General features: G+C 52.8%; 14 protein-coding genes and 1 pseudogene. 6 read left to right on the top strand and 9 right to left on the bottom strand.

Going from position 1 to position 19,071, the window contains the following annotated elements; all coding sequences use genetic code 11:
- Positions 1-48: 48 nt before the first annotated feature.
- Genes thiC through thiH form a run of 6 tightly spaced genes read left to right on the top strand, consistent with a single transcriptional unit; the run spans position 49 to position 5,413 of the window.
- Positions 49-1,944, top strand: coding sequence for a phosphomethylpyrimidine synthase ThiC (thiC, locus tag D9734_RS20645; protein ID WP_130210153.1), 1,896 nt, complete (start codon positions 49-51; stop codon positions 1,942-1,944).
- Positions 1,944-2,579 (top strand): thiamine phosphate synthase, encoded by a 636-nt coding sequence (thiE, locus tag D9734_RS20640; protein ID WP_130210173.1) that lies wholly within the window; start codon positions 1,944-1,946, stop codon positions 2,577-2,579. Before thiC ends, thiE begins: the two co-directional genes overlap by 1 nt.
- Complete coding sequence (thiF, locus tag D9734_RS20635; RefSeq protein WP_130210151.1) at positions 2,572-3,327, top strand: thiazole biosynthesis adenylyltransferase ThiF; 756 nt, start codon at positions 2,572-2,574, stop codon at positions 3,325-3,327. Before thiE ends, thiF begins: the two co-directional genes overlap by 8 nt.
- Positions 3,311-3,511 (top strand): sulfur carrier protein ThiS, encoded by a 201-nt coding sequence (thiS, locus tag D9734_RS20630; RefSeq protein ID WP_001562417.1) that lies wholly within the window; start codon positions 3,311-3,313, stop codon positions 3,509-3,511. Before thiF ends, thiS begins: the two co-directional genes overlap by 17 nt.
- A 1-nt stretch (position 3,512) precedes the next feature.
- Complete coding sequence (thiG, locus tag D9734_RS20625) at positions 3,513-4,283, top strand: thiazole synthase (RefSeq protein ID WP_130210149.1); 771 nt, start codon at positions 3,513-3,515, stop codon at positions 4,281-4,283.
- Positions 4,280-5,413: a 2-iminoacetate synthase ThiH gene (gene thiH / locus D9734_RS20620; RefSeq protein ID WP_130210147.1), complete on the top strand. Its 1,134-nt coding sequence runs from the start codon at positions 4,280-4,282 to the stop codon at positions 5,411-5,413. Before thiG ends, thiH begins: the two co-directional genes overlap by 4 nt.
- 409 nt (positions 5,414-5,822) lie before the next feature.
- On the opposite strand, the pseudogene D9734_RS23615 reads toward thiH, so the two are convergent.
- The 9 genes and pseudogenes from D9734_RS23615 to secE form a co-directional block, all read right to left on the bottom strand.
- Positions 5,823-6,362: pseudogene (locus D9734_RS23615) on the bottom strand (stationary phase growth adaptation protein).
- Between the two features lie 212 nt (positions 6,363-6,574).
- Positions 6,575-10,798: a DNA-directed RNA polymerase subunit beta' gene (gene rpoC, locus D9734_RS20610; protein WP_130210145.1), complete on the bottom strand. Its 4,224-nt coding sequence runs from the start codon at positions 10,796-10,798 to the stop codon at positions 6,575-6,577.
- Between the two features lie 76 nt (positions 10,799-10,874).
- A complete protein-coding gene (gene rpoB / locus D9734_RS20605; protein ID WP_000263098.1) occupies positions 10,875-14,903 on the bottom strand; it encodes a DNA-directed RNA polymerase subunit beta in 4,029 nt (1,342 codons plus the stop codon).
- Positions 14,904-15,222: 319 nt separating this feature from the next.
- The gene (gene rplL, locus D9734_RS20600; RefSeq protein ID WP_000028879.1) at positions 15,223-15,588 is read right to left on the bottom strand and encodes a 50S ribosomal protein L7/L12; all 366 of its coding nucleotides are present in this window, start codon (positions 15,586-15,588) and stop codon (positions 15,223-15,225) included.
- A 66-nt stretch (positions 15,589-15,654) separates the two neighbouring features.
- Entirely contained in the window at positions 15,655-16,152 is a 498-nt protein-coding gene (gene rplJ / locus D9734_RS20595) for a 50S ribosomal protein L10 (protein WP_001207201.1), read from the bottom strand.
- 412 nt (positions 16,153-16,564) lie between these two features.
- On the bottom strand, positions 16,565-17,269 hold the full coding sequence (gene rplA / locus D9734_RS20590; protein ID WP_001096684.1) for a 50S ribosomal protein L1: 705 nt from the start codon (positions 17,267-17,269) through the stop codon (positions 16,565-16,567).
- Between the two features lie 3 nt (positions 17,270-17,272).
- Complete coding sequence (gene rplK / locus D9734_RS20585) at positions 17,273-17,701, bottom strand: 50S ribosomal protein L11 (protein ID WP_001085926.1); 429 nt, start codon at positions 17,699-17,701, stop codon at positions 17,273-17,275.
- A gap of 158 nt (positions 17,702-17,859) precedes the next feature.
- Positions 17,860-18,405 (bottom strand): transcription termination/antitermination protein NusG, encoded by a 546-nt coding sequence (gene nusG, locus D9734_RS20580; protein ID WP_001287516.1) that lies wholly within the window; start codon positions 18,403-18,405, stop codon positions 17,860-17,862.
- A gap of 1 nt (position 18,406) precedes the next feature.
- Positions 18,407-18,790 carry a preprotein translocase subunit SecE gene (gene secE, locus D9734_RS20575; protein ID WP_001275702.1) on the bottom strand — a complete coding sequence of 128 codons (384 nt, stop codon included), beginning with the start codon at positions 18,788-18,790 and terminating at the stop codon, positions 18,407-18,409.
- Positions 18,791-19,071 lie beyond the last annotated feature (281 nt).

The raw sequence follows: 19,071 nt of genomic DNA, 5'->3' as shown, positions 1-19,071 counted from the left end.
TTCATCCGTCGTCTGACAAGCCACGTCCTTAACTTTTTGGAATGAGCTATGTCTGCAACAAAACTGACCCGTCGCGAACAACGCGCCCAGGCCCATCATTTTATCGACACCCTGGAAGGCACCGCCTTTCCCAACTCAAAACGCATTTACATCACTGGCACACACCCCGGCGTTCGCGTGCCGATGCGTGAGATCCAGCTTAGCCCGACGCTAATTGGCGGCAGCAAAGAACAGCCACAGTACGAAGAAAACGAAGCGATTCCGGTCTACGACACATCTGGTCCGTATGGCGATCCGCAGATCGCTATTAACGTTCAGCAAGGACTGGCAAAGCTGCGCCAGCCGTGGATCGATGCGCGTGGCGATACTGAAGAACTTACCGTGCGCAGTTCCGATTACACTAAAGCGCGGCTGGCTGATGATGGCCTCGACGAGCTGCGTTTTAGCGGCGTATTAACGCCAAAACGCGCCAAAGCAGGACGCCGCGTCACACAACTGCACTACGCCCGCCAGGGCATCATCACACCGGAGATGGAGTTCATCGCCATTCGCGAGAATATGGGCCGCGAGCGCATCCGTAGCGAAGTTTTGCGCCACCAGCATCCGGGAATGAGCTTTGGCGCACGTCTGCCGGAAAATATCACTGCGGAATTTGTCCGTGATGAAGTTGCTGCCGGACGTGCGATTATCCCGGCCAACATTAATCATCCGGAATCGGAGCCGATGATTATTGGTCGCAACTTCCTGGTAAAAGTTAACGCCAATATCGGCAACTCAGCGGTCACCTCTTCCATCGAAGAAGAAGTGGAAAAGCTGGTATGGTCCACGCGCTGGGGAGCGGATACGGTGATGGATCTCTCCACCGGTCGCTATATTCACGAAACCCGCGAGTGGATTTTACGTAACAGCCCGGTGCCGATCGGTACAGTGCCGATCTACCAGGCGCTGGAGAAGGTTAACGGGATCGCCGAAGATCTTACCTGGGAAGCGTTCCGCGACACGCTGCTGGAACAGGCCGAGCAAGGTGTGGATTACTTCACTATCCATGCAGGCGTACTGCTGCGCTATGTACCGATGACCGCGAAACGCCTGACCGGTATCGTCTCTCGCGGCGGTTCGATTATGGCGAAATGGTGCCTCTCCCATCATCAGGAAAATTTCCTCTATCAACACTTCCGCGAAATTTGTGAAATCTGTGCCGCTTATGACGTTTCGCTGTCGCTGGGCGACGGCCTGCGCCCCGGTTCTATTCAAGACGCCAACGATGAAGCGCAGTTTGCCGAGCTGCATACGCTGGGCGAACTAACCAAAATCGCCTGGGAATATGACGTACAGGTGATGATTGAAGGCCCTGGGCATGTGCCGATGCAGATGATTCGCCGCAATATGACCGAGGAGTTAGAGCACTGCCACGAAGCACCGTTCTATACCCTCGGGCCGCTGACTACCGATATCGCGCCGGGTTATGACCACTTCACGTCGGGGATTGGCGCGGCAATGATTGGCTGGTTTGGCTGTGCGATGCTCTGCTACGTAACGCCAAAAGAGCATCTGGGTCTGCCCAATAAAGAAGACGTTAAGCAGGGGCTTATCACCTATAAGATTGCCGCCCACGCCGCCGACCTGGCAAAAGGGCATCCGGGCGCGCAAATTCGCGATAACGCCATGTCGAAAGCCCGCTTCGAATTTCGCTGGGAAGACCAGTTTAATCTGGCCCTCGACCCGTTTACCGCCCGCGCTTATCACGATGAAACCCTGCCGCAAGAGTCCGGCAAAGTCGCCCATTTTTGCTCCATGTGTGGACCGAAATTCTGCTCAATGAAAATCAGCCAGGAAGTGCGCGATTACGCCGCCGCGCAAACTATTGAAGTGGGAATGGCGGATATGTCGGAGAACTTCCGCGCCAGAGGCGGAGAAATCTACCTGCGTAAGGAGGAAGCGTGATGTATCAGCCTGATTTTCCTCCTGTACCTTTTCGTTTAGGACTGTACCCAGTGGTGGACAGCGTACAGTGGATCGAACGTCTGTTGGATGCAGGCGTACGTACTCTCCAGCTACGCATCAAAGATCGGCGCGATGAAGAGGTGGAAGCCGATGTCGTGGCGGCAATTGCGCTGGGCCGTCGCTATAACGCACGATTGTTTATCAACGATTACTGGCGGCTGGCGATTAAACATCAGGCGTATGGCGTCCATTTGGGGCAGGAAGATTTGCAAGCCACCGATCTCAGCGCCATCCGCGCGGCAGGCCTGCGGCTGGGCGTTTCGACCCATGATGATATGGAGATCGACGTCGCGCTGGCAGCACATCCTTCTTATATCGCGCTGGGACATGTGTTCCCGACGCAAACCAAACAGATGCCTTCTGCACCGCAGGGGCTGGAACAACTGGCACGGCACATTGAGCGTCTGGCGGATTATCCCACCGTGGCGATTGGCGGTATCAGTCTGGCGCGCGCGCCTGCGGTGATGGCGACGGGTGTCGGCAGTATCGCCGTCGTCAGCGCCATTACCCAGGCGGCAGACTGGCGTTTGGCAACGGCACAGTTGCTGGAAATTGCAGGAGTTGGCGATGAATGACCGTGAGTTTATGCGTTATAGCCGCCAAATCCTGCTCGACGATATCGCTCTTGAAGGGCAGCAAAAACTGCTCGACAGCCAGGTGCTGATTATTGGCCTGGGCGGGCTGGGTACACCTGCTGCGCTGTACCTGGCGGGCGCTGGCGTCGGGACGCTGGTACTGGCAGATGACGACGATGTGCATTTAAGCAATCTGCAACGACAAATCCTCTTTACCACCGAAGATATCGATCGCCCGAAATCGCGGGTCAGCCAACAGCGACTGACGCAGTTGAATCCCGATATTCAACTGACAGCACTACAACAACGGTTAACGGGTGAGGCGTTAAAAGATGCGGTAGCACGGGCCGATGTGGTGCTCGACTGTACCGACAATATGGCGACTCGCCAGGAGATTAATACCGCCTGCGTGGCACTCAACACGCCGCTTATCACCGCCAGCGCGGTCGGATTTGGCGGTCAGTTGATGGTACTGACGCCGCCCTGGGAGCAGGGGTGTTACCGCTGTCTGTGGCCAGATAACCAGGAGCCAGAACGCAACTGCCGCACGGCGGGCGTGGTTGGCCCGGTGGTCGGAGTTATGGGCACTTTGCAGGCACTGGAAGCAATTAAGTTATTAAGCGGTATAGAGACGCCTGCGGGAGAACTCCAACTGTTCGACGGTAAGTCGAGCCAGTGGCGCAGCCTGGCGTTGCGGCGCGCCAGTGGTTGCCCGGTATGCGGAGGAAGCAATGCAGATCCTGTTTAACGATCAACCGATGCAGTGCGCCGCCGGACAAACTGTTCACGAACTACTGGAGCAACTCGACCAACGACAATCGGGCGCGGCTCTGGCGATTAATCAGCAAATCGTCCCGCGGGAACAATGGGCGCAACATATCGTGCAGGATGGCGACCAGATCCTGCTTTTTCAGGTTATTGCAGGGGGGTGAGATGTTACGTATTGCGGACAAAACGTTTGATTCACATCTGTTTACCGGTACCGGGAAATTCGCCTCCTCACAACTGATGGTGGAGTCTATTCGTGCTTCCGGCAGCCAGCTGGTGACGCTGGCGATGAAACGCGTCGACTTACGCCAACACAACGACGCTATCCTCGAACCGCTTATCGCGGCGGGTGTGACCCTGCTGCCGAATACATCCGGGGCGAAAACCGCGGAAGAAGCCATTTTCGCCGCCCATCTGGCTCGTGAGGCGTTAGGCACAAACTGGCTAAAATTAGAGATTCACCCTGACGCCCGCTGGCTGTTGCCCGATCCCATCGAAACATTAAAAGCTGCCGAAACGCTGGTACAACAGGGATTTGTCGTGCTGCCTTACTGCGGGGCCGATCCGGTATTGTGTAAACGTCTGGAAGAAGTCGGCTGTGCAGCGGTGATGCCGCTCGGCGCACCGATTGGCTCGAATCAGGGACTGGAGACCCGCGCCATGCTGGAGATTATTATCCAGCAGGCCACCGTTCCGGTGGTTGTCGATGCTGGCATCGGCGTTCCCAGCCATGCCGCGCAGGCGCTGGAAATGGGGGCTGATGCGGTGTTAGTGAATACGGCGATTGCCGTCGCGGACGATCCCATCAACATGGCGAAGGCATTTCGTCTGGCAGTAGAAGCAGGCCTGCTGGCACGTCAGTCCGGACCGGGCAGCCGCAGTCATTTTGCCCATGCCACCAGCCCGCTGACCGGATTTCTGGAGGCATCGGCATGAAAACCTTCAGCGATCGCTGGCGACAACTGGACTGGGATGACATCCGCCTGCGTATCAACGGCAAAACGGCTGCTGACGTAGAGCGGGCACTAAATGCCTCGCAACTCACCCGCGACGATATGATGGCGCTGTTATCGCCAGCCGCCAGTGGCTATCTGGAACCACTGGCCCAACGGGCGCAGCGCCTGACCCGTCAGCGATTTGGCAACACAGTTAGTTTCTACGTCCCGCTTTATCTTTCCAATCTTTGCGCTAACGACTGCACGTACTGCGGATTTTCCATGAGCAATCGCATCAAGCGCAAAACGCTGGATGAAGCGGATATTGCCAGGGAAAGCGCCGCTATACGGGAGATGGGCTTTGAACATCTGCTATTAGTCACTGGTGAACATCAGGCGAAAGTGGGGATGGATTACTTTCGTCGTCATCTCCCTGCCCTACGTGAACAGTTCTCTTCACTACAGATGGAAGTACAGCCGCTGGCGGAGGCGGAATACGCCGAGCTAAAACAGCTTGGTCTGGATGGCGTGATGGTTTATCAGGAGACATATCACGAGGCGACTTATGCCCGCCATCATTTGAAAGGCAAAAAACAGGACTTCTTCTGGCGGCTGGAAACGCCGGATCGGCTAGGTCGGGCGGGGATTGATAAGATTGGCCTCGGCGCGCTAATTGGCCTTTCCGACAGCTGGCGCGTTGACTGCTACATGGTTGCCGAACATTTGCTATGGCTGCAACAGCATTACTGGCAAAGCCGCTACTCTGTCTCCTTCCCGCGCCTGCGCCCATGTACTGGCGGCATTGAGCCTGCGTCGATTATGGATGAACGCCAGTTAGTGCAAACCATCTGCGCCTTCCGTCTGCTTGCGCCGGAGATTGAACTGTCACTCTCCACGCGGGAATCACCGTGGTTTCGCGATCGCGTGATTCCGCTGGCGATCAATAACGTCAGCGCCTTCTCGAAAACGCAGCCAGGTGGTTATGCCGATAATCACCCCGAGCTGGAGCAATTCTCACCGCACGACGATCGCAGGCCGGAAGCTGTTGCTGCTGCATTAACCGCCCGAGGTTTGCAGCCGGTATGGAAAGACTGGGATAGCTATCTGGGGCGCGCCTCGCAAAGGCTATGAGACAGAATGTAACAACGTAAATTTATTCCGAGCCGCTACGGAAGATGAAAAACGCAAGGTTGTTGAAAGCGTTGTGTTTTTTTATGGTAGTGCCGTCAGCAGGAATGTTGTCCAGGGCGAAAAGCTTCTTCCTCGTTTCGCCCTGCCTTTCTTAAAAATTCCGTAATGCAAAGTCTGAAGCCATCGCCTGTTGAGCAATGAAAGAGATCTGATTGTAAGAGAGTAAATACTCAACTATGATAGAGACGAAAATAAGAACACATGTTCTCATCTTCCAGGATGCAGCAGACTGAAGAAATTCAGACATCCCGCAACCTGCGATTCTCGCAAGGTCAAGGCAAAGTCCGGTAATGGCGTTCTGAATACCAGAGAATTATCTCTGGCGAAACCCACCTTAAGGTGGGTTTTGTTATTTTGAGGGCTGAGGAAGCTGCTTATTTCTCAATAAATTGTAGGCAATGGTGAAAAATTTCACTGATTTACCTTTCTGTTTTTCAGAAATGGGGTAAGCGCTAGCTACATGCAAACGGAGTTTTTTCTTTTCCCTGAAAGCCCTGAACGCAACAAAGTAAAATGCCTTGTTTCCTCCGTTTAAATCCACTTCAATCACGGCATAGCTACCATACCCGGCATGAATAACGTTGCTTTCTGGCAGCGCCAAAATGGTTCTTTTTAAGTGTTTTCGCGCTAAGTTATAACGGTGCTGGCAGAAGGGACGAGATTCTTTAGGCGCGTAGTACATTAACGATTGTTTTTCTTCGTTCGTCTGATGTTCATAATCTTTTGTGAAGCAGTGAAGAGATTAGGTAACCCAAAAGCGATACTCTAAAGGCTGTTTGCCCTCATGATGCTGAACGTAGACAGCCAGATGAGCATCAAGAAACGATAAATCACGAATATCACCATCCGGATGTCTAAAAGGTCGCCACTTCTCCACTTCCTGTTTCATTCTCGTTCCTTAAGAAAGTTACACAGGAATAGTATCGAATCCTTGCCGAGTTTGACTCAATTAGTTCAGTCAGTTTCAGGATATTAGACATCTCTACATTGATTATGGGTATCCAGAAATTCATTAAATATTCTGACAAATGCTCTTTCCCTGAACTACACCCATAAAAAAACCCGCCGAAGCGGGTTTTTACGTTACTTGCGGATTAACGATTACTCGTTGTCAGAACCGCCCAGACCTGCGTTCAGCAGTTCTGCCAGGCTGGCAGATGCGTCTTCTGCAGTCACCTGCGGTGCAGCCGGAGCTTCACCCGCAGCACGGCGACGCATACGATCCTGGTGGTACGCGTAACCGGTACCTGCCGGGATCAGACGACCCACGATAACGTTCTCTTTCAGGCCGCGCAGTTCGTCGCGTTTGCCCGCAACGGCTGCTTCGGTCAGCACGCGAGTGGTCTCCTGGAACGATGCCGCGGAGATGAAGGACTCGGTTGCCAGAGACGCTTTGGTGATACCCAGCAGATCGCGGGAGTAAGTTGCACCCACTTTGCCGTTCGCTTCCAGTTCGCGGTTTGCGATCTTGACGCGAGAGTATTCAACCTGTTCGCCTTCCAGGAAGTCGGAGCTGCCCGCGTTAACGATGGTAGCTTTACGCAGCATCTGACGAACGATAACTTCGATGTGTTTATCGTTAATCTTAACGCCCTGCAGACGGTATACGTCCTGTACTTCGTTAACGATGTAACGAGTAACAGCATGAACACCACGCAGGCGCAGAATGTCGTGCGGCGCTTCCGGACCATCGGAAATTACGTCACCACGTTCTACACGTTCACCTTCGAACACGTTGAGCTGACGCCATTTCGGAATCATCTCTTCGTACGGATCGCTACCGTCTACCGGGGTGATAACCAGACGACGTTTACCTTTGGTTTCTTTACCGAAGGAAACGATACCGCTGATTTCAGCCAGGATTGCCGGCTCTTTCGGACGACGTGCTTCGAACAGGTCCGCAACGCGCGGCAGACCACCGGTGATGTCCTTGGTACCGCCGGATTCCTGCGGAATACGCGCCAGGGTGTCACCAGAGCTGATCTGTACGCCATCTTCCAGCTGAACAATCGCTTTACCCGGCAGGAAGTACTGCGCAGGCATATCGGTACCCGGGATCAGTACATCGTTACCCTGAGCATCAACGATTTTCAGTGCCGGACGCAGATCTTTACCACCTGCGGTACGTTCTGCGGAATCCAGAACCACCAGCGAAGACAGACCGGTCAATTCGTCGGTCTGACGCGTAATGGTCTGGCCGTCGATCATGTCAGTAAAGCGTACAAAACCGCTTACTTCGGTGATAACCGGCATGGTGTGCGGGTCCCAGTTTGCAACGGTTTCGCCGCCAGCAACCAGTTCGCCATCGCCTTTCGCCAGTACCGCACCGTAAGGTACTTTGTAGCTTTCTTTGGTACGACCGAATTCGTCGATCAGTTTCAGTTCGGTGTTACGGGAAGTGATCACCAGTTTACCGCTGGAGTTCACAACCGACTTCACGTTGCTGAGCTTGATGCTACCTTTGTTTTTCACCTGGATGCTGGATTCAGCAGCCGCACGAGATGCCGCACCACCGATGTGGAACGTACGCATGGTCAGCTGTGTACCCGGTTCACCGATGGACTGTGCCGCGATAACACCGATTGCTTCACCTTTGTTGATGATGTGGCCACGCGCCAGGTCACGACCGTAGCAGTGCGCACATACACCAAAGTCGGTGTCACAAGATACAACAGAACGTACTTTTACCGCGTCGACAGAGTTCTCTTCCAGCAGGTCACACCACTGTTCGTGCAGCAGCGTGTTGCGCGGAACGAGGATATCAGCAGTACCCGGCTTCAGAACGTCTTCAGCAGTTACACGACCCAGTACGCGATCGCGCAGCGGCTCTTTAACGTCACCACCTTCGATAACCGGAGTCATCATGATACCTTCATGGGTACCACAATCGTCTTCGGTAACCACCAGGTCCTGCGCCACGTCAACCAGACGACGAGTCAGGTAACCGGAGTTCGCAGTTTTCAGTGCGGTATCCGCCAGACCTTTACGAGCACCGTGGGTGGAGATGAAGTACTGGAGTACGTTCAGACCTTCACGGAAGTTCGCGGTGATTGGCGTTTCGATGATGGAGCCATCCGGCTTCGCCATCAGACCACGCATACCAGCAAGCTGACGAATCTGTGCCGCAGAACCACGCGCACCGGAGTCGGCCATCATGTAGATGCTGTTGAAGGAAACCTGCTTCTCTTCCTGACCGTCACGGTTAATAACGGTTTCAGTTTGCAGGTTATCCATCATCGCTTTGGATACACGATCGTTCGCCGCAGCCCAGATATCGATAACTTTGTTGTAGCGTTCGCCCGCAGTTACCAGACCAGACTGGAACTGCTCCTGAATTTCAGCAACTTCTGCTTCTGCCTCGGAGATGATTTCGTGTTTCTTCTCCGGGATGACCATGTCATCGATACCAACAGATGCACCAGAACGCGCTGCATATGCAAAGCCGGTGTACATGATCTGGTCCGCAAAAATAACGGTCGGTTTCAGACCGAGAATGCGGTAGCAGGTGTTCAGCATTTTGGAGATTGCTTTTTTACCCAGCGCCTGGTTGACGATGGAGTAAGGCAGACCTTTCGGTACAATCATCCACAGAATGGCACGGCCAACTGTCGTGTCTATCAGGCTGGTTTTCGCTACTAATTCACCGTTAGCATCTTTTTCATACTCGGTGATACGCACTTTAACGCGCGCATGCAGAGAAGCCAGACCAGAGCGATACAGACGTTCTGCTTCTTTCGGACCAGTCAGCACCATGCCTTCGCCTTTGGCGTTAACACAGTCACGGGTCATGTAGTACAGACCCAGTACAACGTCCTGAGACGGAACGATGATTGGTTCGCCGTTCGCCGGGGACAGGATGTTGTTGGTAGACATCATCAGCGCACGCGCTTCCAGCTGGGCTTCCAGCGTCAGCGGTACGTGAACAGCCATCTGGTCACCATCGAAGTCGGCGTTATATGCCGCACAAACCAGCGGGTGCAGCTGGATAGCTTTACCTTCGATCAGTACCGGTTCAAATGCCTGGATACCCAGACGGTGCAGAGTCGGTGCACGGTTCAGCAGTACCGGGTGTTCGCGGATAACTTCGTCCAGGATATCCCAAACGACAGCTTCTTCGCGCTCAACCATTTTCTTCGCAGCTTTGATGGTGGTAGCAAGACCACGCAGTTCCAGCTTGCCGTAGATGAACGGTTTGAACAGCTCCAGCGCCATTTTCTTCGGCAGACCGCACTGATGCAGACGCAGGTATGGACCTACGGTGATTACAGAACGACCAGAGTAGTCAACACGCTTACCGAGCAGGTTCTGACGGAAACGACCCTGTTTACCTTTGATCATGTCGGCCAAAGATTTCAGAGGACGCTTGTTAGAACCGGTGATCGCACGACCGCGACGACCGTTATCCAGCAGGGCGTCTACCGCTTCCTGCAGCATACGTTTTTCGTTACGTACGATGATGTCCGGCGCAGCCAGATCCAGCAGACGTTTCAGACGGTTGTTACGGTTAATGACGCGACGATACAGATCGTTCAGGTCAGAAGTCGCGAAACGACCACCATCCAGCGGAACCAGCGGACGCAGATCTGGCGGCAGTACCGGCAGAACGGTCAGGATCATCCACTCAGGTTTGTTACCAGACTGAACGAACGCTTCCAGCAGTTTGATACGCTTGGTCAGCTTTTTACGCTTGGTTTCGGAGTTGGTTTCGTTCAGCTCTTCACGCAGCTGTTCGCACTCTTGCTCCAGATCCATGCTCTTCAGCAGAGCCTGGATTGCTTCCGCACCCATTTTCGCGTCGAATTCGTCACCGAACTCTTCCAGTGCGTCCAGATACTGCTCTTCAGTCAGGATCTGCTGGCGCTCCAGGTTGGTCATACCGCCTTCGATAACCACATAGGATTCGAAGTACAGTACGCGTTCGATATCGCGCAGCGGCATATCGAGCAGCAGGCCGATACGGGACGGCAGCGATTTCAGGAACCAGATGTGCGCAGTCGGGGAAGCCAGTTCGATGTGGCCCATACGCTCACGGCGTACTTTAGTCTGGGTCACTTCAACGCCGCACTTCTCACAGATGACGCCACGGTGTTTCAGGCGCTTGTACTTACCGCACAGGCACTCGTAATCTTTTACCGGCCCAAAGATACGGGCGCAGAAAAGGCCGTCACGTTCTGGTTTGAACGTACGGTAGTTGATGGTTTCCGGCTTTTTAACTTCACCGAAAGACCATGAACGGATCATGTCTGGCGAAGCCAGAGCAATTTTGATCGCATCAAACTCTTCGGTTTTAGTCTGCGCTTTCAGAAACTTTAATAAATCTTTCACGGATTTGCTCCCGTCGGAGTTAGCACAATCCGCTGCCGGGTTTTATCCCGACAGCAGTGACCTGTTTGAGCGAGAATTACTCGTCTTCCAGTTCGATATTGATACCCAGCGAACGAATCTCTTTCAACAATACGTTGAAGGATTCTGGCATGCCCGGCTCCATCTGATGGTTGCCGTCCACGATGTTTTTATACATCTTAGTACGACCGTTCACGTCATCAGACTTAACGGTGAGCATTTCCTGCAGGGTGTATGCTGCGCCGTATGCTTCCAGCGCCCACACTTCCATCTCCCCGAAACGCTGACCACCGAACTGAGCCTTACCACCCAGCGGCTGCTGAGTAACCAGGCTGTAAGAACCGGTGGAACGCGCGTGCATCTTGTCGTCGACCAGGTGGTTCAGTTTCAGCATGTACATGTAACCGACGGTTACCGGACGTTCGAACTGTTCACCAGTGCGGCCGTCGTACAGGCGGATCTGACCAGAAGTCGGCAGGTCGCCAAGTTTCAGCAGTTCTTTAATTTCTGCTTCTTTCGCACCGTCGAACACCGGCGTTGCGATTGGCATACCTTTGCGCAGGTTTTCAGCCAGACGCATAACTTCTTCATCGCTGAAGGTACTCAGGTCAACTTTCTGACGAACGTCAGCGCCCAGATCGTACGCACGCTGGATGAATTCGCGCAGTTTCGCGACTTCTTGCTGCTGTTTCAGCATGGCGTTGATCTTGTCGCCGATACCTTTCGCAGCCATACCCAGGTGGGTTTCGAGGATCTGACCGATGTTCATACGAGACGGTACGCCCAGCGGGTTCAGTACGATGTCTACCGGCGTACCGTTTTCATCGTAAGGCATATCTTCGATCGGGTTGATCTTAGAAATTACACCCTTGTTACCGTGACGACCTGCCATCTTGTCACCAGGCTGGATACGGCGTTTAACCGCCAGATATACCTTAACAATCTTCAGCACGCCCGGTGCCAAATCGTCGCCCTGGGTGATTTTGCGGCGTTTCGCTTCGAGTTTCTTCTCGAACTCGTGTTTCAGTTCGTCATACTGCTCAGCCAGCTGTTCCAGCTGATTTTGTTTCTCTTCGTCGGTCAGGCCCAGCTCCAGCCAGCGATCGCGCGGCAGTTTGTCGAGCTTCTCAGCTTCAACGCCACCGGCTACCAGCACAGCACGGATACGGCTGAACAGACCCGCTTCGAGGATCTGCAGTTCTTCAGACAGGTCTTTCTTCGCCTGTTTGAGCTGCATTTCTTCGATTTCCAGCGCACGCTTGTCTTTTTCTACGCCATCGCGAGTAAAGACCTGAACGTCGATAACCGTACCGGATACACCGTTTGGTACGCGCAGAGAAGAGTCTTTAACGTCAGACGCTTTCTCACCGAAGATCGCACGCAGCAGTTTTTCTTCTGGGGTCAGCTGAGTTTCACCTTTCGGCGTTACCTTACCAACCAGAATGTCGCCACCGGTCACTTCCGCACCAATGTAAACGATACCGGATTCATCCAGTTTGGAGAGCGCAGCTTCACCCACGTTCGGGATGTCAGCGGTGATCTCTTCCGGCCCCAGCTTGGTGTCACGGGACACACACGCCAGTTCCTGAATGTGGATGGTGGTGAAACGGTCTTCCTGAACAACACGCTCGGATACGAGGATGGAGTCTTCGAAGTTGTAACCATTCCACGGCATGAACGCTACGCGCATGTTCTGACCAAGCGCCAGTTCACCGAGGTCGGTGGACGGACCGTCTGCCAGCACGTCGCCACGTTCAACCGGTTCACCCAGAGACACACACGGCATCTGGTTGATACAGGTGTTCTGGTTAGAACGGGTGTATTTGGTCAGGTTGTAGATGTCGATACCTGCTTCACCCGGATACATCTCGTCTTCGTTAACTTTGATAACGATACGGGAAGCATCCACGTACTGAACGACACCACCACGTTTAGCTACCGCAGTTACACCGGAGTCAACGGCAACAGCACGTTCCATACCCGTACCAACCAGCGGCTTATCAGCGCGCAGAGTCGGAACGGCCTGACGTTGCATGTTCGCACCCATCAATGCACGGTTGGCGTCATCGTGTTCCAGGAACGGGATCAGGGACGCACCGACGGATACCACCTGCTGGGTGGATACGTCCATGTAGTCAACCTGGTCGCGACTGAACAAGCTGGATTCGCCTTTACTACGGCAAGTTACCAGGTCTTCTACGAAGTGGCCTTCTTCATCCAGGTTGGAGTTCGCCTGGGCGATAACGTAGTTGCCTTCTTCGATAGCAGACAGGTAGTGAATTTCGTCAGTTACAACACCGTCGGTCACTTTACGATACGGAGTCTCAAGGAAGCCGTATTCGTTAGTCTGTGCGTACACGGACAGAGAGTTGATCAGACCGATGTTCGGACCTTCAGGGGTTTCGATTGGACATACGCGACCGTAGTGAGTCGGGTGTACGTCTCGAACTTCGAAGCCTGCACGTTCACGGGTCAGACCGCCTGGGCCGAGTGCGGAGATACGACGTTTGTGCGTAATCTCAGACAGCGGGTTGTTCTGGTCCATAAACTGAGACAGCTGGCTGGAACCGAAGAACTCTTTCACTGCTGCAGAAATCGGCTTGGCGTTGATCATATCCTGAGGCATCAGGGTATCCAGATCGCCCAGAGACAGACGCTCTTTCACCGCACGCTCTACACGTACCAGGCCAACGCGGAACTGGTTTTCCGCCATTTCGCCAACGGAACGGATACGACGGTTGCCGAGGTGGTCGATATCATCGACTTCGCCTTTACCGTTACGGATATCGATGAGCTTTTTCATAACATCAATGATGTCGTCTTTGCTCAGGATACCGGAACCTTCGATTTCTTCGCGCAGCAGAGAACGGTTGAACTTCATACGACCAACCGCAGACAGGTCATAACGGTCTTCGGAGAAGAACAGGTTCTCAAACAGGCTTTCAGCAGCTTCACGAGTCGGCGGCTCGCCAGGACGCATCATGCGGTAGATTTCTACCAGTGCGCTCAGACGGTCGTTAGTTGGGTCGACACGTAAGGTTTCAGAGATATATGGGCCGTGATCCAGATCGTTGGTGAACAGCGTTTCGATACGCTTGTGACCAGACTGGCTCAGCTTAGCCAGCAGATCCAGGCTCAGCTCCATGTTCGCTGCGCAGATCAGCTCGCCGGTAGACTCATCAATATAGTCTTTAGCAACCACTTTACCTGCGATGTACTCAACCGGGACTTCGATCAGTTTGACGTCGTCTTTTTCCAGCTGGCGAATATGGCGCGCAGTAATACGGCGGCCTTTTTCTACGTACACTTTACCGTTAGCTTCGATGTCAAAAGATGCGGTTTCACCACGCAGGCGTTCCGGCACCAGTTCCATCTGCAGCTTGTTATCACGGATTTCAAAGATAACTTTTTCAAAGAACAGGTCGAGGATCTGCTCTGTGGTGTAGTTCAGGGCGCGCAGAATGATGGTCGCAGGCAGTTTACGGCGACGGTCGATACGTACGAACAGGTTGTCCTTCGGATCGAATTCGAAGTCCAGCCAGGAACCACGGTAAGGGATGATGCGCGCGTTATACAGCACTTTACCCGAAGAGTGGGTTTTACCTTTGTCGGAGTCAAAGAAGACGCCCGGACTACGGTGCAGCTGGGAAACGATAACACGCTCAGTACCGTTGATAACAAAGGTACCGTTGTCTGTCATGAGCGGAATTTCGCCCATGTAGACTTCTTGTTCTTTAATGTCTTTTACGGTGCCTTCCGGCGCTTCGCGCTCATAGATCACCAGACGCAGTTTAACGCGCAGCGGTGCGGAATAGGTCACGCCACGGATTTGACATTCCTGGACGTCAAACACCGGTTCGCCAAGGCGGTAGCTGACGTATTGCAGCTCGGAATTACCGCTGTAGCTCTGAATCGGGAATACGGAACGGAAAGCAGCTTCCAGACCATACTGCCCTTCAGGATCTTGCTCGATAAATTTCTGAAACGAGTCAAGCTGGATAGAAAGGAGATAAGGTACATCCAGAACTTGTGGACGTTTACCAAAATCCTTACGAATACGTTTTTTCTCGGTATAGGAGTAAACCATAGGGTTCCTCAGCTCGCTGACAAGTCGACCCATCTGTCCATTGAGCGGACAGTTTGTGCAACACTATTTTGTTGACCGGAAAATGGAACACTTTCCGCAATGCCTGTTGCTATCACGCTTAAACCATTTCATTGCGATTTACACAGAACGGGCGTCCTGTCGCAGTATATTAAGTCGTCGATAGAAACAAGCATTGAAAGGCACAGCAGTAGTCAAACAGTGTGAAACGCTACTGGCGCCTTACAGCGCAAAAAGGCTGGTGACCAAAAAGTCACCAGCCATCAGCCTGATTTCTCAGGCTGCAACCGGAAGGGTTGGCTTATTTAACTTCAACTTCAGCGCCAGCTTCTTCCAGGGATTTTTTCAGTGCTTCTGCGTCGTCTTTGCTCACGCCTTCTTTCAGAGCAGCCGGTGCAGATTCTACCAGGTCTTTCGCTTCTTTCAGACCCAGGCCAGTTGCGCCACGTACTGCTTTGATAACAGCAACTTTGTTAGCGCCAGCAGCTTTCAGAATTACGTCGAATTCAGTTTTTTCTTCAGCAGCTTCAACCGGGCCAGCAGCTACAGCTACAGCAGCAGCAGCGGAAACACCGAATTTTTCTTCCATTGCAGAGATCAGTTCTACAACGTCCATTACAGACATAGCTGCAACTGCTTCAATGATTTGATCTTTAGTGATAGACATTTAAATTGTTCCTGAATATCAGAATAAGTTTATACGTAAGCGAATGCGTTAAAAAGATAACTGCGATTAAGCAGCTTCTTTCGCATCGCGTACAGCAGCCAGAGTACGAACCAGTTTGCCAGCCGAAGCTTCTTTCATGGTTGCCATCAGGCGTGCAATTGCTTCTTCGTAGGTCGGCAGAGTTGCCAGGCGGTCGATCTGAGACGCCGGGATCAGCTCACCTTCAAAGGCAGCGGCTTTGACCTCAAATTTTGCATTCGCTTTCGCGAACTCTTTGAACAGACGAGCAGCAGCGCCCGGGTGTTCCATAGAGTATGCAATCAGGGTCGGACCAACAAACGCGTCTTTCAGGCACTCGAACGGAGTACCTTCAACAGCACGGCGCAGCAGGGTGTTACGAACAACACGCATGTATACGCCAGCTTCGCGACCTGCTTTACGCAGTTCAGTCATTTTATCTACAGTTACGCCACGGGAATCCGCAACTACTGCAGACAGCGCGCCTTTGGCTACTTCGCTGACTTCAGCAACAATCGCTTGTTTGTCTTGAAGATTTAAAGCCATTAGCTTTGCTCCTGGATGTTTGCCAGAGAAAATCTCTGGAACTCACTTCACTCCTCCAAACGGAGAGAGCGTCTTAATTACGGTGAGCAGAAACAAGCCAGAATATAAAAGAATAATCTTAGCGTTCTGTCACCGTCTACGCAGGGGATTAAGTTTCTTGCGAAACTCCTGCGGTCTTCGACGGAGGCCTGGATAGGCCAGGCTCCAACGAACAAATCTTTTCTATCCGTCGTTATTCAGCTTGTGGCGGCGTTGGCTTCCTTCGTTCGCACCAGTCACATAGTTAGCTATGCTCCTGGCGACTCACTCAGTTGCCGCCTTGCCACAACCCGAATATCTCGGATATACGTCTGCATTAAGCATTATACGTGGGGGTAAGATTGTAGACAAAATCACCGCCCACGTAAAGGCATTAGTTTACAGAAGCGCTCAGGCCAGCCTGGTCAACTGCAACACCTGCACCCATGGTGGTGGAGATGCTAACTTTCTTGATGTACACGCCTTTCGCCTGAGTCGGTTTTGCTTTTTTCAGCGCAACCAGCAGAGCTTCCAGGTTTTCTTTCAGTTTGTCAGCGTCAAAGTCCACTTTACCGATGGTGGTGTGGATGATGCCGTTTTTGTCGTTACGGTAACGAACCTGGCCAGCTTTAGCGTTTTTAACCGCTTCAGCAACGTTCGGCGTTACAGTACCCACTTTCGGGTTTGGCATCAGGCCGCGCGGACCCAGAACCTGGCCCAGCTGGCCAACAACGCGCATTGCATCCGGAGAAGCAATAACAACGTCAAAGTTCATTTCGCCTTTCTTGATCTGGTCAGCCAGATCTTCCATACCTACCAGTTCAGCGCCTGCAGCTTTAGCAGCTTCAGCGTTTGCACCCTGGGTAAATACGGCTACGCGAACGGAACGGCCAGTACCGTGCGGCAGTACAGTTGCACCACGTACGTTCTGGTCAGATTTACGAGCGTCGATGCCGAGGTTAACAGCAACGTCCACGCTTTCTACGAATTTAGCAGTCGCCAGCTCTTTCAGCAGAGCGATAGCTTCGTTGATGTCGTATTGTTTGGTCGCATCAACTTTCTCGCGGATAACACGCATGCGCTTGGTCAGTTTAGCCATTTCTTAGTCCTCCACTACCAGGCCCATGGAACGTGCAGTACCTTCGATGGAGCGAGTCATCGCTTCAATGTCGGCACCAGTCATGTCGGCAGCTTTGGTCTGCGCGATTTCCTGCAGCTGAGCGCGGGAAATTTTACCCACTTTGTCTTTGTTCGGCTTACCGGAACCAGACTTGATACCAGCCGCTTTTTTCAGCAGAACTGCTGCCGGCGGAGTCTTGGTAACGAAAGTGAAAGAACGGTCAGCGTAAACGGTGATTACTACCGGAATCGGCAGACCTTTTTCGATGGAATCAGTTTTTGCGTTGAACGCTTTGCAGAATTCCATGATGTTTACGCCCTGCTGACCCAGAGCCGGACCTACTGGCGGACTCGGGTTAGCCATACCAGCTGCAACCTGCAGCTTGACATAGGCTTGTACTTTCTTAGCCATTATAAATTCCTCAAGTTGGGTAATAACGCCTCTGAGAGGCTCCCCGTGATATAAAAAATCGTTTTACGGGCAAGGCCCATAAAAACAAAAGGCGCGAAATTGTATTCCAATCTCGCGCCTTGTGCAACGATTAAATCGCCGCTTTTTTGATCGCTGGGTTAGGCTTTTTCAACCTGGCTGAAGTCAAGTTCTACCGGGGTCGCACGACCGAAGATAGAAACAGACACTTTCAGACGAGATTTCTCGTAATCCACTTCTTCAACAACACCGTTGAAGTCAGCGAACGGACCATCATTAACACGGACCATTTCACCCGGTTCAAACAGCGTTTTCGGACGCGGCTTATCACCGACCTGCTGCAGGCGGTTCATAATCGCATCGACTTCTTTATCGCTGATTGGCGCAGGACGATCGGAAGTACCGCCGATGAAGCCCATCACACGCGGTACGCTGCGCACCAGGTGCCAGCTAGCGTCGTTCATCACCATCTGAACGAGGACGTAACCAGGGAAGAATTTGCGTTCGCTTTTGCGACGCTGACCGCCACGGATTTCAACCACTTCTTCGGTTGGTACCATGACTTCACCAAATAAATCTTCCATGTTGTGTAATTTGATATGCTCACGCAGCGATGTTGCTACGCGGCCTTCAAAACCGGAAAACGCCTGAACGACGTACCAGCGCTTTTTAGGAGCTTCAGACATCTCAGAACCTCAGGCCAGTGATAAAGGATACCAGGCGAACCAGAATACCATCCAGTCCCCACAGGATCAGTGACATTACTGCGGTAACCGCAGCCACAATCAGCGTGGTGTGCAATGTTTCCTGGCGAGTCGGCCAAATGACCTTACGGACTTCGGTACGCGCTTCACGGGCAAAAGCAACGGTTGCTTTACCTTTTGTCGTTAACAGCGCGACACCACCCGCTGCAGCAATCAGAATTACTACGGCCAGCGCACGCAGCGGCAGCATAATGTCGCGATAAAGGTAGTTGCCGACAATTGCCACCAGGAGCAATGCCACCACAACGACCCACTTCATCGCTTCCAGGCCGCGCCCGCTTCCTTGAGCTTCGGTATTCGCACTCATAAACCAACCTGTCAGAAGTATTCTACAAACATTTTCACCCCGCGATCGCGAGGCAAACCAAATCGAAACGCGTATTAGCTTTTCGGATTATACGCCCTCAACAGAGCCTGTCTCAGCAATGATTATGACAAAGAAAATCACTGATGAGCCAGGTTCTGGTACGAAAGCGTGCAAAAAGGGCATCAAATGATGCCCTTTTAGTGCGCATTGCGTCAAATGTTATCGGCAATTAGCTCAGAACTTTTGCTACAACGCCCGCGCCAACGGTACGGCCGCCTTCA

Source organism: Escherichia sp. E14S1, assembly GCF_004211995.1.
Lineage (GTDB): Bacteria > Pseudomonadota > Gammaproteobacteria > Enterobacterales > Enterobacteriaceae > Escherichia.
The sequence above is the reverse complement of the archived record's forward strand: the minus strand, read 5'-3'. Positions and strand labels throughout refer to the sequence as shown.

Bases quoted from the DNA above. Each gene is read 5' to 3' on its own strand.
- thiC (WP_130210153.1), top strand. From the start codon at position 49: ATGTCTGCAACAAAACTGACCCGTCGCGAACAACGCGCCCAGGCCCAT.
- thiE (WP_130210173.1), top strand. From the start codon at position 1,944: ATGTATCAGCCTGATTTTCCTCCTGTACCTTTTCGTTTAGGACTGTAC.
- thiF (WP_130210151.1), top strand. From the start codon at position 2,572: ATGAATGACCGTGAGTTTATGCGTTATAGCCGCCAAATCCTGCTCGAC.
- thiS (WP_001562417.1), top strand. From the start codon at position 3,311: ATGCAGATCCTGTTTAACGATCAACCGATGCAGTGCGCCGCCGGACAA.
- thiG (WP_130210149.1), top strand. From the start codon at position 3,513: ATGTTACGTATTGCGGACAAAACGTTTGATTCACATCTGTTTACCGGT.
- thiH (WP_130210147.1), top strand. From the start codon at position 4,280: ATGAAAACCTTCAGCGATCGCTGGCGACAACTGGACTGGGATGACATC.
- rpoB (WP_000263098.1), bottom strand. From the start codon at position 14,903: ATGGTTTACTCCTATACCGAGAAAAAACGTATTCGTAAGGATTTTGGT.
- rplL (WP_000028879.1), bottom strand. From the start codon at position 15,588: ATGTCTATCACTAAAGATCAAATCATTGAAGCAGTTGCAGCTATGTCT.
- rplJ (WP_001207201.1), bottom strand. From the start codon at position 16,152: ATGGCTTTAAATCTTCAAGACAAACAAGCGATTGTTGCTGAAGTCAGC.
- rplA (WP_001096684.1), bottom strand. From the start codon at position 17,269: ATGGCTAAACTGACCAAGCGCATGCGTGTTATCCGCGAGAAAGTTGAT.
- rplK (WP_001085926.1), bottom strand. From the start codon at position 17,701: ATGGCTAAGAAAGTACAAGCCTATGTCAAGCTGCAGGTTGCAGCTGGT.
- nusG (WP_001287516.1), bottom strand. From the start codon at position 18,405: ATGTCTGAAGCTCCTAAAAAGCGCTGGTACGTCGTTCAGGCGTTTTCC.
- secE (WP_001275702.1), bottom strand. From the start codon at position 18,790: ATGAGTGCGAATACCGAAGCTCAAGGAAGCGGGCGCGGCCTGGAAGCG.